Genomic DNA, 16,252 nt, shown 5'->3' with positions numbered 1-16,252 from the left:
TCCTTAAATTGACCAAAACTATAGAATTACTCGTTAACTTTAACCATTGAAGGTCTTAAAACGCGATCTTTAAGTTTATATCCTTTTTGGAACTCCTCTAGCACTACATTTGATTCAGCATCTGGTTCACTTACCTGCATTACTGCTTGATGGACATTTGGATCAAATTGAGTTCCAACTGCTTCGATTGCTTCTACCCCTTCTTTTTTCAGGGCATCGATAATGCTACGATATACCATTTCTACACCTTGTTTGATTGATTCAGCTTGCTCATTAGTTGCCTCAACTTGAAGGGCTCTTTCAAAATTATCTAGAGCAGGCAATAAATCATTTACAAGGCTTTGAGCTCTATATTTAGCAGCTGTTTCTTGATCTAAGCGAGCACGTCTCTTAAAGTTTTCAAAGTCAGCAACTTGACGTAAAATGCGATTTTCTGCATCTTCTAACTTAGCCTCAAGTTCTGCGATTTTTTCATTGGCTTTCGAAAGTTCGGCATTCACATCATTTTCTTGTTCTTCTACCAATTCTGCTTCAGCCTGTTCAATCGTTTCTACCACATCTTGATCTGCAGTTACTTCTTCTACTTCGATTTCTTCTTTCACTACTTCATTCTCGTTAGCCAATACACTCACCTCCCTTAAAGTGTAATGTTCCTCTTCATTATGACTAGATATGTACAAGAGGGCTCTATCACCCTCTACTAAATATGGCCCACGCTATTCTATTTGATACAGTTTTGTCAGCACCTTTGAAAAATCCTGACTAAAATGCTGCAACAAGGTAATTACACGTGAATACTCCATTCTTGTTGGTCCTAAAATGGCGATAGACCCAAGATGTTCATTACCAATGGAGTAAGTTGCCGTTATTAAACTACAATCATTCATCGCGATATTGTTGTTTTCATGACCAATCTTAATATTAATTCCAGCTTTATTTGTACGTAACAATCTTGAAATTTCATGTTCACTTTCAATCATCGTTAAAAAAGAACGCACTTTTTCAATATCGTGGAACTCAGGTTGACTTAACATATTCGTTTTTCCACCAATGTACATTTTTTCTTCCGCTTGAAATGTAAGTGTTTTGTCCAACACATTTATGGCAGTGTCATAGTTACGAATATTGGTTTTTAGAAGAAAAGCAACCTCTTTATAAATTTTATTTTTCAGATCAGTAAGCGGTACACCAACAAGTCGCTCGTTTAAAATATTGACCATTTTTTCAATATCGGTTGGGTCAATCGATTCTGGAAACGAAATAGTTCGATTTTCCACATGTCCATTATCCGTTACGATAATGGCAACCGCTGTTTCATTGTTAATTGGAACAATTTGCAGTTTTTTTACCTTGTTTTCCTTAAAGGCTGGACCTAATACGATTGCAGTATAGTTCGTTAGATCAGATAAAATCTGTGCAGATTTTTGGACAATTTTTTCGAGTTCATAAATCCTCTCTGCAAAAATTGACTTCAACTCATGCTTTTCCTCTAGAGTTAATCGGCTAGGAGATAATAAATGATCCACATAGTATCTGTAGCCTTGTTCGGATGGAACTCTACCAGATGAACTGTGAGTTTTTTCAATAAATCCAAGTTCTTCTAGATCTGCCATCTCATTGCGAATAGTTGCTGAGCTAAACACAATCCCATCCTTTTTCGACAATGTTCTTGACCCTACTGGCTGTGCAGATCTTATAAAGTCATCAATTATAACTTGAAGAATCAATAGTTGACGATCTGTTAGCAAGGAACATCACCTCTGTTAGCACTCCTTAACCGCGAGTGCTAATTCTATAATTAAATTACCAAATACGAATGTCGTTGTCAACGAATTAACATAATTTAATCAAGGATGAAACTACGATTAAATGATGTTAAGCCACCAACGGATGCCACGATTATTTAAAGATAAGTTCAAAGCAAAAATGCTTGAAAAACGTCATTACCTAGAAACTTCCCTTTATGTGTTAGTCGAATGTGCTCATTTTTTTCTTCAAGTAGACCTTTTTCTGTTTGTTCATTAATTTGGCTAGCAAAAACATCAAAAATACTAACAGAAAACTTTTCATGGAAGTGCGAGATTGAAACCCCTTTTGTTTTACGTAAACCTAAAAACATTTCCTCTTCCATTTTTTCTTGCACGGTTACTGAATGTGTTTCTACATGCGGAAAACCATCTTGGTCAATTGCCGACATATATTTTTTAATCGGACCGGCATTTGAAATTCTTTTTCCAGCCACATAGCTATGTGCGCCAGCTCCAATTCCATAGTATTCTTCATTATTCCAATATGTTAGATTATGACGACTTTCAAATCCGTCTTTAGAAAAATTACTTATTTCATATTGGCTAAACCCATGCTTCTCCATTTCTTCCATTAATGTTTCATACATTGCAGCCTCGTTTTCTTGACTAGGCAGATGGAGCTTACCTTTTCTCATTAAATTATAAAATACCGTTTTAGGTTCAATAATGAGCGAGTATGCGGAAACATGCTCGACATCTAGGGTGAAAGCTAAATCAAGTGATTCCTGAAAGCTTTCGATCGTTTGATGGGGCAGTGCATACATTAAATCAATGCTTATGTTTTTAAAACCAACTTGTTTTGCCAGTTCAATCGTATGAAATACATCTTCACGACGGTGTGTTCTGCCAATCGCTTTAAGTAGTTCATCATCAAAAGTTTGTACACCAAAACTGATACGATTAACACCCGAGTCTAGCATTAGTTTTAATTTATCCTCAGTAAGATCTCCTGGGTTTGCTTCAAAAGTAAACTCGATTGTCTTGCTACGTGGCTTTAAATAGTTGTTAATACTCGATAAGAATGCTTCCAGTTGTTTAACGGAAAGAACCGTCGGCGTTCCCCCTCCCACAAATATAGATTTAAGTATTGAGGGTGGATAGGCCTCAATCGTATTTTTCATTTCTGTATCCATATATTGAAGGTATTCATCAACCGGTTGTCCTTTTAGAAATACCTTATTAAAATCACAATAGTGACAGATTTGTTCACAAAAAGGAATGTGCAGGTATGCTGCTTGTACCAAAAAATCACTTCTTTCTATAAGTAAACGCATAATAGTGAAAAAAACCGCAGAAGCATCTGCGGTATCTCCATGTTACTTGTCGTCCATTTTTAATACTGCCATGAATGCTTCTTGCGGTACTTCGACTGAGCCGACTTGCTTCATTCGTTTCTTACCTTCTTTTTGTTTTTCAAGAAGTTTACGTTTACGAGATATGTCACCGCCGTAACATTTGGCTAACACGTTTTTACGAATGGCTTTAATTGTTGAACGCGCAATAATCTTTTGTCCAACCGCTGCCTGAATAGGCACTTCGAATTGCTGTCTTGGAATGAGTTCCTTCAACTTCTCTACAATTATTTTTCCACGTTCATATGCTGTATCCTTATGAACGATGAAGGAAAGAGCATCTACTTTTTCACCGTTTAACAAGATATCCATCTTTACAAGCTTAGATGGCTTATAGCCAATTAACTCGTAGTCAAATGAAGCATATCCCTTTGTGCTTGACTTTAATTGATCAAAGAAATCATATACTATTTCCGCAAGTGGAATTTCATAAATAATGCTTACGCGTTTTTCATCAAGGTACTGCATATCGATAAAAATACCACGTTTACCTTGGCAAAGCTCCATCACAGCTCCAACATAATCATTTGGCACCATCATTGTCGCTTTTACATAAGGTTCTTCAATTCTTTCAATTTTTTGTGGGTCTGGCATGTCGGATGGGTTATCGATTTTGATATCCGTTCCATCTGTTAAAAATATATCATAGATAACGCTTGGCGCAGTTGTGATTAAATCGATTTTAAACTCTCTTTCGATTCTTTCTTGAATAATTTCCATATGCAACAAGCCTAAAAATCCGCAACGGAATCCAAACCCAAGGGCTTGTGATGTTTCCGGTTCGAATTGAAGCGCAGCATCGTTTAATTCAAGCTTTTCTAATGCTTCACGTAAATCATTGTATTTTGCTGTATCAATTGGATACAATCCACAATAGACCATTGGATTTAGACGTCTATAACCTGGCAGAGCTGTTGTTACACCATTTTTCGCATTCGTAATCGTATCACCAACACGTGTATCGCCAACATGCTTGATGGATGCCGTTAAAAATCCAACATCTCCAACAGTTAGCTCTTCTTGCAATGTTGCACGTGGGGTGAAAACACCTACTTCGATAACCTCAAACTCTTTACCGGTTGCCATCATTTTAATTTTGTCTCCAGCTTTAACAGTACCTTCAACGATTCGAATATAAGCAACTACACCACGGTATGGATCATATACAGAGTCAAATATTAGCGCCTGTAGTGGTGCTTCAGGATCACCTTGTGGTGCAGGAACTTTTTCAACGACCTCTTCTAAGATATCTTCTATTCCTATTCCCGCTTTAGCAGATGCAAGAACCGCATCTGATGCATCAAGTCCGATCACATCTTCAATTTCTTGTCTTACCCGTTCTGGGTCCGCACTTGGCAAATCGATTTTATTAATAACAGGTAAAATTTCAAGATCATTGTCTAATGCTAGGTACACGTTTGCTAGTGTTTGCGCTTCAATCCCTTGGGCTGCGTCAACAACAAGTACTGCACCTTCACATGCCGCTAAACTACGAGAAACCTCATATGTAAAGTCTACATGCCCTGGAGTATCGATGAGGTGGAAAATGTATTCCTCGCCGTCTTTCGCTTTATATTTCAATTGTACCGCATTTAATTTTATTGTAATGCCACGTTCTCTTTCTAGGTCCATGGAGTCTAGTAACTGCTCTTTCATTTCTCGATGGGTTAACGCATTGGTTTTTTCAAGGATGCGGTCAGCCAATGTTGATTTACCATGGTCGATATGAGCAATTATTGAAAAATTCCGGATTCTAGTTTGTCTATTACGTCTCTCTTCTTGGTTCATTAAAAATCCTCCTGATACGAAAAGCGCAAGCGCCTTGATCAGCCCCGACAAGCGCTGGAACCCCCGACGAGGTGGCTATTGCCGCCGGAGGAGGGGTGAAGCGACCTCGAGGGGCTAGGCGCTGGAGCTAGACAATATAACTTAATCGTACATGTTATCTTACTATAAATTTATAGAATTCACTAGATTAGATTATACAGAACTCTGTTCTCACATTCAATTAAGAAAAACGACCATAAAAAGAAAAGAGAGCTTGCTTTTTAATTCAATGCAAACTCCCCATTATATTTTATCCAGTAAGCTTCCAATTCCATTTCCGATGGCAATCATGATTTTTTCAAATAAAGCACTGATCCCATTTCCAAGCTTTTCACCCATGCTTGAAAAAAAATTAAAGGCTTCAACATCCTCAAGTTGTTTTTGTTTTTGTTCGAGATCATGACTGGTTACTTTTCGTCCTAAAACGGATGCTTCAACTTCCCCGTTATCGTCGGAGATATGAAAAGCACCTTGAAGTGAGGGGTCATTATAGCCCCTCATTTTCTTCATCCCTTCATTTGCTTGTTGCATACCGATCAATACTCCTAAAAGAAGAACGGTCACAATCAAGAAACATTTCATCATGAATTTAACCATTGGAATTGCTCCCTCTTACCTATTCTTTATTCGTTTCACCTGCATTTACTTTCTCTGCTTGCCAATAGTATTCCGCCAAGACTTCGGCAACTGCTGCAGCTGTTCGGCGAAGCTCTTCGAAATTATTGTCGACGCCACCAAATTCGATTAGCATGGCATTTCCAGACTTGTCTTGGTTATATACCCCATTATTGCCAGGACCGCCTTGCTGTATAACTCCCCGACTAAGTCCGGGGTATTTTTTCTTGAGCATCTCATGTAAATCAGAAGCAATTTTAATATTTTGCTGAAGTTTTTTGTTTTCAGTCCCCACTATAAACGCGATTTTCGCATATGATTTTCCATTAATTTCGACTGTAGTAGTTCCTTTTCGATGCGCATCCCGATGTATATCAATTAAGTAAGTTATATCCTTATTACTTGCCATTGCACTTGTTACCAGCTCTCCAGATGCCTTATAGGATTGAAACCAATTGTATCCCTTCTGTTTTATATATTGATCCATATTCGTCTTATCAACATCTGTTCCGATTCCCCTAGCTTGTAACTCTTGACTGAGCATTTCTCCTACTTTTGTTACATTCACTTCAGGATGCCGGGCATTATCTGCATTCTCTGTATTCACTCCTTTTAAATGTGGAAAATAGCTTTCAGAGGAGTGAGTATGATAAATATAGGCCACTTTCTTATCACCGGTCGTCATCGTTGGCGGCGGAACAGGTTCAGAAGGCTTCTCAGCCTGTTCAACATTTTGAGTGGCAATTTGCCTTTCATCTAACAAAACATCCAAAGGTGGTGGAGATTCAATTGGCATATTGGTATAGTTCGTTCCTTCACCAGCTATGAGAATCTTGCCATCAAATATAGAAAAACCCGGAAGTTCTCTTCCTAAAAAGCTTCGTGGGTCATCCAATGTTAGGTTGGTAGCTGCTTTAAATACGGCTCCTAAGTAATTTGGCTTTGTTGTAGATTCAGGTAAGCCTTGAACGAAATAATGGTTTTCATATCCTAATAAGTGAACAAGAGACTCTCCTGAAAGATTTGTGGCTACGTTACCAATCGAAGATGAACTAATTCTATACTCTGGTTTAAGAGAGACAATCGCTCCAGTAATCGTAAACAATAATATAAAACTAAAAATGAGGAATAGAATTCCTTTCACAATGCTAGTTCCTTGGATTGAGATCATCATTCCCTGAGCCCGAAAACTTTTCATATTCTACCTCCTCAATGTTTGTCTATCATATTGATATGAACAAACTTGAGTTGGTAGAACCGAATTGCTAGAATCTATTCTGTTTTTTTAATGGGTATAAGCACCAGAGTTATCCTGGCCAACTTCACTGTGTAAAGCTGTATTTAGTCCACCCGCAATGACATTTGCCATATCCTCAATAAACACATCAACTTCTTTTGGCGTGACCATTAAATTATGACCAAGTGGGGCCAGCACTTCATGGATGAGCTTTCTTTTTTCGTCCTCTGGTAGGGTTCCAACTATTCCTAAGAACGTATTTCGTTCCTGTTCACCAGGCAGGTCATCATCGGTTAAAACCTTCTTTTCACCAAAACTCATCCCGGCAGGTATTAGAGCACGTGAAGGCTTATCTCCTTCCTTAAGCTCTCTACCAAAGTGCTTTAAAATAAAATCAATTGCATCACTTGTAATAGAAACAGCATCGACTACTGTTGGTATCCCAATCGCGATTACAGGAATACCTAATGTTTCTTTGCTTAATTCCTTTCGTTTGTTTCCTACTCCAGAACCGGGATGAATCCCAGTATCTGAAATTTGAATGGTAGAATTCACACGTGATACCGAACGCGCTGCAAGCGCATCTATCGCGATGACAAAATCGGGTTTTGATTTTTCAATCACGCCAAAAATAATGTCACTTGTTTCAATTCCCGTTAAACCCATAACCCCTGGTGCAATTGCACTTACAGAACGAAAGCCATCCTGGACATTTTCCGGCTGTAGTGCAAAAAGATGTCTAGTAATAACCAGATTTTCAACTGCTAATGGTCCAAGCGCATCTGGTGTGACATTCCAGTTCCCTAGTCCTACAACAAGACAGCTTGCTTCCTTGCCAATGTTAAGATTTGAAAGAAATTGGCTAAACTCCTTTGCAAATACTTCTTGTACCTTTTGTTGAAGTTCTGAATCTTTTTGGCGGATTCCTTGAACCTCTAATGTTAAGTAGTTTCCTTTTTTCTTTCCTACTGCCTCCGCACCTTCATCGGTAATTTCAACAGTTGAAATGGTAATGCCATCCTCTTGTCTTTCTTTTATAATGACACCTTCAATTTCGGATACAGGCTGTTCCTCTTCTTTTAAAGTTTTGTTACGTTCCTCGACAGCCATCGCGCTTGCTTCAAGAGCTAAATCAGTTCGAACTGAATATTTGGTTAAATCTAGTTGTTCTCCCAATCCAATTACCTCCATTTTTCACATAGTATGTATAGCTTTACCCGCAGAAATACGGTTCATGCAATTTTTATCTTGTGGGAAATAGATTGGTATTGCATTATCACAGTCAATTTGATAGAATAACTTTTGTTGTAACATCAGAGTATCAAAGACTGTATTCTGATCATTTAGTGAAGGAAAGCAGATTTCCCTTATCATAAATGATTGATCACTTTAGATCATCTTGATATTCGCAGGAGGTGAAAGTATGCCAAATATTAAATCAGCTATCAAACGTGTAAAAACAAGTGATGAAAGCCGTGCTCATAACGCAACTGTAAAGTCTGCAATGCGTACTGCTGTGAAAAACTTCGAAGCTTCAGTTGCTAATAACGATGTTGAAAATGCACAAGCTGCATTCGTTACTGCTTCAAGTAAGCTTGACAAAGCGGCTCGTAAAGGTCTTATCCATAAAAATGTTGCTGACCGTCAAAAGTCTCGTCTAGCTAAAAAACTTAACGGGGTTAACGCATAATAACCAAAAGCGCAGGCGCCAGACAATAAATAAACGACTCGAATTGAGTCGTTTTTTTATTTTGTTATTTATTTTGGCTCTATAATATTTGTTGGGGTTTAGAAAAAAATTTGTGTGCATAAAAAAACACGCAAACTCTTCATTCTTTTATACTTGAATTGACTAGAAACAAGTGTAAAGAATGGAGTTGCGTGCAATATGGATTTTACCATGATTATTCCTGGATTAAAAGGGGCTATCTTAACCAATGTTGAAGAAGTCGGTGAAGTAGTGCGACTGTACGTTGAAATGGAGAGAAAAGTACACCGGTGTCCTAAATGTAATCAAAGGACGAATAAAGTTCATGACTATCGTCTACAAAAAATTCAACACTTAAAGTGGTTTGAAAGAAAAACTCAAATCTTTTATAAACGTAGACGTTATGTCTGTGAATGTGGAAAACGTTTTTCGGAGAAAAACCCTTTCGTCATGCGTTATCAACGTACTTCAATAGAGTGGAATCAAGCGATATCGATAAAAGCGATCAAAGGAAAAACGTTCAAGGAAACGGCTGAAATCTATGGATGTTCTCCTTCAACTATTATACGTCGATTCGATCAAATATCCCGTAGTGAAATTCGTCCTGTGGAGGAGTTACCAACAGTTATAGCCATTGATGAATACAAAGGTGATACCCGCGAAGGGAAATATCAGTTAATCATTGCGGATGGGATTACAAAGCAACCGATTGATATTCTGCCAAATCGCTATAAACGTACGATTAAAGACTACTTAAGAAAGCATGGATCTAGGGTTCAAATAGTCATAATGGATATGAATCATTCCTTTAAAGCAGCCGTTCAAGAAGCATTGGGTAAACCCGTTATTGTAGCGGATAGGTTTCATTTTTGTCGCTACATTTATTGGGGGCTTGATGGAGTAAGACGGCGAGTACAAAACGAATTTCATGGCTACGACCGTAAAAAGTGTAAACGTATGAAACATGTCTTTCATAAAGATAGCCAGCGCTTAATCAAGGATGAACGATGGCATTTAGATAGATACTTGGAAAAGTCAAAGGAGCTCCAACGAGCTTATGAGATCAAGGAGGCTTATCGTGCGTGGTTTTTACGTGCCAAAGAAAACGGAAAAAACCATATTAGTTTGGTTAAAAAGGAATTGGAAGAACTATATAAGCTAATTGAAGATTCAAAGATACCAGAAATGATTAAAGCAATAAAGACCATACAAAATTGGCAAGTTGAAGTATTAAATAGCTTTGCATATGAATATTCAAATGGGTTTTTAGAAGGAATTAATAATTCCACCAAAGTTCTGAAGAGAAATCTTATGGATTTAGAGTTTTTGAACGCTTTAGGGCGAAAATTTTATTAACACACAAGTATAAAAGAATAGGGGTACATATTGGTTAACTGGGCATTCTCCTCTATAAAAAATGATGAACGGTACCATCCATCATTTTTTATAGAGGCCACCAAGCGAAGCGCGGTAGCCTGAAACCCCAACATTTGATTTAGAACCTTTATTTTGCCAATTTCATTATAAATAGTTCCAAAATTAATGTTTTATCCATTTTACCGTTTTTCATTTCATAATCTGCTTCCGCAAGCTCACTTATAATTTTTAATAGCTCTTCTTGTGAAAATAAATTTGATTGTCCACCTGCAAGCTTGACACGAAATGGATGAACCTTTAAATTTCCTGCAATTTGCTGCTGACCGTACCCTTGTCTAGAAAGCTCCTTTACCTGAAAAATTAACCTGAACTGTGTTGCAAGCAAGGATAATATTTTTATTGGCTCTTCATTATTTTGTAATAGGTCATAAAAGATACGTAAGGCCTCATCTAATTTACGATTCACTACCTTATCAATAAGCGAAAAAATATTTTGTTCCAGCGACCTTGGAACAAGCAATTGAACAGTTTCCTCCGTTATCTCACCATTTTCCCCAAGATATAGACACATTTTATCTACTTCCTGTGTAATATTCATGAGATTTGTTCCTGCAACCTGTAAAAGTTCTTGTATTGCAGATGGCCGAATGGTGACTTCATGCTGATGTGCACGATCCATAATCCAACTATGTAAATCTTTTTCAGACAATGCATTGATTGTTAATGTTTCCGCATTTGCTTTTAAGAGCTTGACGATTTTTTTTCGTTCATCAAGTTTTTCATATGGTGCAGTAAACACAAGGATTGTAAAAGGAGCTGGACTTTTTATGTAATGTTCAAGAACCGATATATTATGCTCAACCTTTTCCTTGTTTTTCTCAGAAGTTAAAAATGAAGGATTTTGTAAAATAACAACCCTTCTTTCGCCCATAAAAGGAAGGGTTTCTGCATCGGCTAATGCAATTTCAACTGGTGTTTCCTCTAAATCAAACACCGATAAATTAAAATCCTTCTCTTCTTCTTCAATGCTATATTCAATGATTAATTCCTTTGTTTCCTGGATTAAATAGCTTTCAGATCCATGTAATAAATAAACAGGTGCAAATTGTTTTTTCTTGATTTTTTTCCATAGCTCTAAATTCATTCGTATTCCTCTCCACTGTAAGCCTTCATTTACCTATTTCATCGTATCGGGAAATCGTGAAATTTTCAACCTGAAAAAGTAAAGGGAATTGGTTTTGGCCAATTCCCAATCTATATGAAACATTACCAAACAAGCCCCGGGTAACTTGTTGAGTAATGATAATTTTTACAGACCATTACATTGATGTTTGCTTATGTACTATTAGGATTGACTTTGTTTTTTGAACTATTTGTGACAAGTGTTGTTAATAAAGGAAGAGTATCAGATAATAGGGGAAAAAGGATTTTTGCCTTTTTTCGGGTTTGTTTTTTTGTAAAACAAATCCAAACTTTTAAAGGAATTATAGATTTTTTTAGGTAGTTAGGCTATACTATAACTGTTTAGGAGGGGTTAGGCGTGAACGAATTTGAAAAAAATATTAAAAACACACGAAATGACGTTATTGATGCTGGGGTAGCATTCGTTGTATCATTTGGCTTCTTCGCTACAATTTTCATTATCGCAACATTAATTAAGGTTATCGGAGCTTAATACCGACAGAATACATACTGTCAAATAGAGACTGCCCTTTTTGTGGCAGTCTCTTTTCGTACCTTGCTTTACAGTATCTTATGGAAGAGTGTGTAAAAAGGTTCCTGATTTTTTAAAATAGCGGTATCGAATTCCACCATGTTTGTCTGTTCGATAAACCTTAATTTTCTCATCTTTAAATAACTTAATAACGTCCGGATGCGGGTGGTTAAATCGATTATTAACTCCTACCGGGATAATTGCAACTTTAGGATTTATGAATTGAATAAATCCTAAAGTTGAAGAAGTTTTGCTTCCGTGATGACCTACCTTTAGGACATCCACCTGCAAATTTTTGTACGTTTTAATAAGATCAAGCTCCACATCTTATTCAATATCCCCTGTAAATAACCAATTTAAACCACCGAGCTTAGTATAAATGACTACAGAATTATTGTTTTCCTTCCTTTCATTTCCTTTCGGAGCTAAAATACAAAAAATATGTTCACCTTCTTTCCACTTTTGGCCATGTTCCACCTGATTAATGCGAATACCTTTTTTCATGGCTAGTTTCTTCAAAACGACTTCTTGACTTGCATCCTTCTTGCTTTTCCCAAAGACGATTTCCTTTATCCCTACCCTTCCCACTAGATCATATGCACCACCAATATGATCTTGGTCACCATGTGTAATAATAAGCCTGTCTAGGCTGCGTACTCCTTTTGATTTTAAAAAAGGAAGAATGATATCAGCAGTAGAAAACTCTTTTCTTCTTTTTTTCCATTGTTCCTGTTCAAATTGAATCGTCCCCCCAGTATCAATTAAATAAACCCCTTTTCGAAACGGGAGTTCGATATAGACACTATCCCCTTGCCCAACATCGATAATCGTAACTTCTCCATATGGATTTAAATAAGGGAGGATGACATGGAGCATTACAACTCCAATTGGCGCTAGTAACGCCAGTTGCAAAAGTACTTTCTTCTTCTCCCAACAAATTAAGAAGTAAAAGATTGCTACACAATACATAATCATGAGTACTGTTCCAGGTTTCCCTAATGTCAACACGGAGCCTGAAAATTGTGAAGCTAAAACAGTAGTTTGATTTACTATTTCTAGGAGCCATGTTAGCACGGCAGCAAAAATTTTCCCGATTGGTTCAAATATTCCAAGTAGAAAAACCGTGATCAAAGCGAAAGGCAAAATAATGACCGAGTATAAGGGAACATACAGCATATTTAGCGGCAAGCTTAACAATGAAAACTCAAAAAAGTGAAAGAGTAAAATGGGCAATGAGGCTATTTGCGATAAAAATGACACCGCAAATAAGGAAGAAAATGTATTTGGATAATGTTTAAAGATAGCTCTAGAGGATAAAATTAAAGATGCACTAACCATAAAGGATAATTGAAAACCGATGTTAAATAAAAAGTAGGGATTAAACGCTAGCATAAAAATAAAAACAAAACTGATGACATCAAGCATACTAGCCTTTTTAAACCATATGATTGTGGCAAATAAAAGCATACACATCAGTACAGAACGCATAACTGATGGAGAACCCCCGGCAATCACGATATAAGCTGGTAATAAACATAGAAGAAGCGTTGCAGTCGACTCCCGTGTCACTCCAAAACGTATACACAAAAAGTAAAACATTCCTGTCATGAGGCTTACATGAAGTCCTGATATTGCCAATAAATGGATTAAACCTAATGATTGATAGGAGTTAACGATATCAGTCTCAATATTCATTCTTTCTCCATAAATTAAAGCCTGGATAATTCCTGAAGTCGACCCGTCGAAATGAGAATCGATATGATGAATTCCCGCTTCCCGTACCTTAAGAAGCAAACGGCTTAGCGACCATTTTTCCTGAGGAAAACAGTTTTCGGGAGTTACAGTGGTTGCCTCAAAGATCCAATGGACTTTTTGAAAGTATAAATACCTCTGATAATCAAATGAATGTGGATTTCTTGATCCCTGTGGTTCTTTAAGAGTTCCCTTAAAGGTACAAACCAACCCCATTTTTAGTGATTTGCTAAGTTGAATTTTTTCAAGTTCTGTTTCAAAATAATAAACCAAAAGTAGTTTTTCTTCCTTAGAAGTGTTTACAATGACAGAGAGTTTATCACCATTTATATCTGGAGTCTCTACTATTTCGGCGTTAATTAATGTTGTCGTAGGTGCTAGTTTGGTTTGATTATGAGTATCGAGGAGAATAAACAAACACATGAAGAATAATAGAGTGAAACTGCTAAGGATAATAAGTGCGAATTGGTGGCGGAGAATGATATAACCTAATAGCAGTAGTGTGAGAAGAAGACTAAACCATGAAAAAGAGGTATAAGGGACTAGTATTCCTAAGACCGAAAAGAAAGCAAGGTAAACAAGCTTCCCTCGTACATAGTCCCCATACTTCTTAATTAAATCAACCGATAATCGAAAAAAGCGTGGCTGCTTGTTCATGCAATGCCTTTATTTCCTTATCTTCCGCACCTGATTTCGTCAATTTCTCAATTAATTCATTAACAAATTCTATTTTCTCTCTTGATCTTAGGTCAATTACCATCTCTTGAAGTGGAACCTTTTGAACTATTACATTCGATTTCTCAAGTAGTTCAAGTGCATATGGATGATTTTTATAATCCTCCGCGTAATAAACTACCTTAATTCCTGCCTGGATAATTGCTTTTGTACATTGAAGGCACGGAAAATGTGTTACATAGATTTCAGCATTTTCAGTGGGAACTCCAAACTTTGCGCATTGCAATAACGCATTCATCTCAGCATGTACAGTTCTGATGCAATGATTGTCGACCACATAGCAGCCCTCATCAATGCAATGGGTACTGCCTGAAACAGACCCGTTATAGCCCCCTGCAATAATCCGCTTATCTCGAACAATAGTTGCACCAACTGTTAAGCGTGTACATGTACTTCTTAATGCAAGTAAATGGCTTTGAGCCATAAAATATTGATCCCATTTTATTCGATTATTCAACATATCCCCATCCCTTCAACAAAATCTTACAATTATTTTATCTGTATCCACTATGAATCGTCAATTCAATTTGAGCTCGTCCTTTATCTTTTCGAAGGATTTCTCGCCAATCCCGCTCACTTGAAGTAAATCCTCAAGTTGTTTGAATGGCCCATTTTCTTCACGAAATGCAATAATCGCTGCAGCTTTAGAAGGGCCAATACCTGTCAATGTTTCAAAATCTGCTTGAGTCCCCTTGTTAAGTGATACCTTTCCATCTTCTTTATATGGTAAGCTGCTGGATTCTATTTCAGGACTTTCACCAATCCGAGGAACATAAATGACCATTTCATCCTCCACTCGCTGTGCTAAATTAACTTGCCTATGTTCCGCATCTTCAGTAAAACCTCCAGCCATCTCAACGACGTCCTTAACTCTCATTCCATCTTTAGCCTCAAAAACACCCTCATTATGTATGGCTCCCTTTATATCTACAAGAATGACTTTGATTTCCTCTTCCACACCTGCTTCCTCTCCAACGTTCGGTTCAAGCATCAGTTCCTCTTCTTCTATGGGCTCAACTTTTGTTTCATGTCCCCAAATTTGAAACAGAACAAAAAATATAACAAGACAGATCCCGCTGATAATCACAGTTAACTTCAATTTTTTATCTTTTAGATTCATAAATTACCTCCGATTTTTTTTGATCTTAAGTAAATTACATTCATATTTTGGCATGAAAAAACATAATGTGTTAGGAGAATAGTCTGTAAAGGAGGGACGAACTTGAAAATAGGGTTTATTGGTACAGGAAATATGGGGAAAATTTTAATAGAGTCGTTTGTAGAATCTCTTGCTGTTCCACCATCAAAATTAACCATTACCAATCGTACAATCGAAAAAGCAATAGCCATCAAGAACTCCTTACCAGATATTACGGTTGCAGCAACTAATGAAGAGGTAGTAAAAGGCTCTGATTTAATATTTATTTGTGTGAAGCCATTAGAGATTCACCCCCTTTTACACCAATTATCTTGTTTCTTAACAAGCAACAAATGTATTGTTTCAATAACAAGTCCGATTTCAGTTGAACAGCTGGAATCACTTGTAAATTGTCAGGTTGCACGAATAATCCCGAGCATTACCAACCGTGCGCTTACCGGTGTATCCTTATTTACTTTTGGTAACAGCATTAGTAACAGGTTTAAGGATTATTTAGAAAACCTTTTTGAACAAATTTCCACACCGGTTTATATAAATCATGAAGTAACGAGAGTGGCATCTGATATTGTTAGTTGTGGTCCTGCGTTTTTTGCTTATTTATTGAGACGGTTTGTTGAAGCGGCTGTGAAGGAAACAAAAATTACTGAGGAGCAAGCAACAAAATTAGCAAGTGAAATGATTATCGGAATGGGGAAGTTACTTGAAAAGGGCATTTATACATTACCTACACTACAGGAAAAAGTATGTGTAAAAGGTGGTATCACTGGAGAAGGTATTAATGCAATGGAAGAGCATATTGGTGAATTATTTGAAGAAGTATTTAGGAGTACCCACAGAAAGTTTGATGAGGATATTTCAGAGGTCAATGAACAGTTTAAAGAAACTCCATCTCGCTAAATATACCATTTCAATAAAAAAAGCGCAAGGCATGTACCCTTAGTGACAAGCACAGGGCTAAACCGGAATTA

15 protein-coding genes and 1 pseudogene are annotated in these 16,252 nt (G+C 37.1%); 4 read left to right on the top strand and 12 right to left on the bottom strand.

What is annotated here, in order from left to right; translation table 11 throughout:
* Positions 1-26: 26 nt before the first annotated feature.
* From grpE to gpr, 7 genes are all read right to left on the bottom strand, one after another.
* Positions 27-680: a nucleotide exchange factor GrpE gene (grpE, locus tag V7138_RS05380; protein ID WP_438824314.1), complete on the bottom strand. Its 654-nt coding sequence runs from the start codon at positions 678-680 to the stop codon at positions 27-29.
* A gap of 36 nt (positions 681-716) precedes the next feature.
* The gene (hrcA, locus tag V7138_RS05375; protein WP_335394734.1) at positions 717-1,748 is read right to left on the bottom strand and encodes a heat-inducible transcriptional repressor HrcA; all 1,032 of its coding nucleotides are present in this window, start codon (positions 1,746-1,748) and stop codon (positions 717-719) included.
* A 167-nt stretch (positions 1,749-1,915) separates the two neighbouring features.
* Entirely contained in the window at positions 1,916-3,052 is a 1,137-nt protein-coding gene (gene hemW / locus V7138_RS05370) for a radical SAM family heme chaperone HemW (RefSeq protein ID WP_335394733.1), read from the bottom strand.
* Between the two features lie 72 nt (positions 3,053-3,124).
* On the bottom strand, positions 3,125-4,948 hold the full coding sequence (lepA, locus tag V7138_RS05365) for a translation elongation factor 4 (RefSeq protein WP_335394731.1): 1,824 nt from the start codon (positions 4,946-4,948) through the stop codon (positions 3,125-3,127).
* Positions 4,949-5,230: 282 nt separating this feature from the next.
* Positions 5,231-5,584 (bottom strand): YqxA family protein, encoded by a 354-nt coding sequence (locus tag V7138_RS05360; RefSeq protein ID WP_335394730.1) that lies wholly within the window; start codon positions 5,582-5,584, stop codon positions 5,231-5,233.
* Between the two features lie 19 nt (positions 5,585-5,603).
* Positions 5,604-6,800, bottom strand: coding sequence for a stage II sporulation protein P (gene spoIIP, locus V7138_RS05355; protein ID WP_335394728.1), 1,197 nt, complete (start codon positions 6,798-6,800; stop codon positions 5,604-5,606).
* 87 nt (positions 6,801-6,887) lie between these two features.
* Positions 6,888-8,015, bottom strand: coding sequence for a GPR endopeptidase (gpr, locus tag V7138_RS05350; protein ID WP_335394726.1), 1,128 nt, complete (start codon positions 8,013-8,015; stop codon positions 6,888-6,890).
* A 247-nt stretch (positions 8,016-8,262) separates the two neighbouring features.
* On the opposite strand from gpr, the gene rpsT reads away from it, so the two are divergent.
* Positions 8,263-8,529 (top strand): 30S ribosomal protein S20, encoded by a 267-nt coding sequence (rpsT, locus tag V7138_RS05345; protein ID WP_335394724.1) that lies wholly within the window; start codon positions 8,263-8,265, stop codon positions 8,527-8,529.
* Between the two features lie 198 nt (positions 8,530-8,727).
* Positions 8,728-9,941: pseudogene (locus V7138_RS05340) on the top strand (ISL3 family transposase).
* A 110-nt stretch (positions 9,942-10,051) separates the two neighbouring features.
* On the opposite strand, the gene holA reads toward V7138_RS05340, so the two are convergent.
* Entirely contained in the window at positions 10,052-11,068 is a 1,017-nt protein-coding gene (holA, locus tag V7138_RS05335; RefSeq protein ID WP_335394723.1) for a DNA polymerase III subunit delta, read from the bottom strand.
* A 396-nt stretch (positions 11,069-11,464) separates the two neighbouring features.
* Between holA and V7138_RS05330 the strand changes: the two genes are divergently transcribed.
* Complete coding sequence (locus V7138_RS05330; protein WP_099352202.1) at positions 11,465-11,599, top strand: YqzM family protein; 135 nt, start codon at positions 11,465-11,467, stop codon at positions 11,597-11,599.
* 78 nt (positions 11,600-11,677) lie between these two features.
* Here the strand turns inward: V7138_RS05330 and V7138_RS05325 are convergent, their stop codons facing one another.
* The 4 genes from V7138_RS05325 to V7138_RS05310 all read right to left on the bottom strand — a co-directional run bounded on the left by V7138_RS05325 (position 11,678) and on the right by V7138_RS05310 (position 15,245).
* Positions 11,678-11,962 (bottom strand): ComEC/Rec2 family competence protein, encoded by a 285-nt coding sequence (locus tag V7138_RS05325; protein ID WP_335394721.1) that lies wholly within the window; start codon positions 11,960-11,962, stop codon positions 11,678-11,680.
* A 3-nt stretch (positions 11,963-11,965) separates the two neighbouring features.
* Positions 11,966-14,047: a DNA internalization-related competence protein ComEC/Rec2 gene (locus V7138_RS05320; RefSeq protein ID WP_335394719.1), complete on the bottom strand. Its 2,082-nt coding sequence runs from the start codon at positions 14,045-14,047 to the stop codon at positions 11,966-11,968.
* Entirely contained in the window at positions 14,010-14,549 is a 540-nt protein-coding gene (locus tag V7138_RS05315; protein WP_438824318.1) for a ComE operon protein 2, read from the bottom strand. Before V7138_RS05315 ends, V7138_RS05320 begins: the two co-directional genes overlap by 38 nt.
* Positions 14,550-14,642: 93 nt before the next feature.
* Positions 14,643-15,245 (bottom strand): helix-hairpin-helix domain-containing protein, encoded by a 603-nt coding sequence (locus tag V7138_RS05310; RefSeq protein WP_335394716.1) that lies wholly within the window; start codon positions 15,243-15,245, stop codon positions 14,643-14,645.
* Between the two features lie 102 nt (positions 15,246-15,347).
* Here V7138_RS05310 and comER point away from each other — a divergent pair, with 102 nt between their 5' ends.
* A complete protein-coding gene (comER, locus tag V7138_RS05305) occupies positions 15,348-16,181 on the top strand; it encodes a late competence protein ComER (RefSeq protein WP_335394715.1) in 834 nt (277 codons plus the stop codon).
* Positions 16,182-16,252 lie beyond the last annotated feature (71 nt).

Origin of the sequence: Bacillus sp. JJ1533, from assembly GCF_036965045.1 — a bacterium.
Taxonomy (GTDB): Bacteria; Bacillota; Bacilli; order Bacillales; family Bacillaceae_L; genus Ferdinandcohnia.
This window is presented reverse-complemented; position numbering and strand designations above follow the sequence as displayed.

Excerpts from the sequence above, each read along its gene's own strand:
- lepA (WP_335394731.1), bottom strand. The coding sequence starts at position 4,948 with ATGAACCAAGAAGAGAGACGTAATAGACAAACTAGAATCCGGAATTTT.
- V7138_RS05360 (WP_335394730.1), bottom strand. The coding sequence starts at position 5,584 with ATGGTTAAATTCATGATGAAATGTTTCTTGATTGTGACCGTTCTTCTT.
- spoIIP (WP_335394728.1), bottom strand. The coding sequence starts at position 6,800 with ATGAAAAGTTTTCGGGCTCAGGGAATGATGATCTCAATCCAAGGAACT.
- rpsT (WP_335394724.1), top strand. The coding sequence starts at position 8,263 with ATGCCAAATATTAAATCAGCTATCAAACGTGTAAAAACAAGTGATGAA.
- holA (WP_335394723.1), bottom strand. The coding sequence starts at position 11,068 with ATGAATTTAGAGCTATGGAAAAAAATCAAGAAAAAACAATTTGCACCT.
- V7138_RS05320 (WP_335394719.1), bottom strand. The coding sequence starts at position 14,047 with ATGAACAAGCAGCCACGCTTTTTTCGATTATCGGTTGATTTAATTAAG.
- V7138_RS05315 (WP_438824318.1), bottom strand. The coding sequence starts at position 14,549 with ATGGCTCAAAGCCATTTACTTGCATTAAGAAGTACATGTACACGCTTA.
- V7138_RS05310 (WP_335394716.1), bottom strand. The coding sequence starts at position 15,245 with ATGAATCTAAAAGATAAAAAATTGAAGTTAACTGTGATTATCAGCGGG.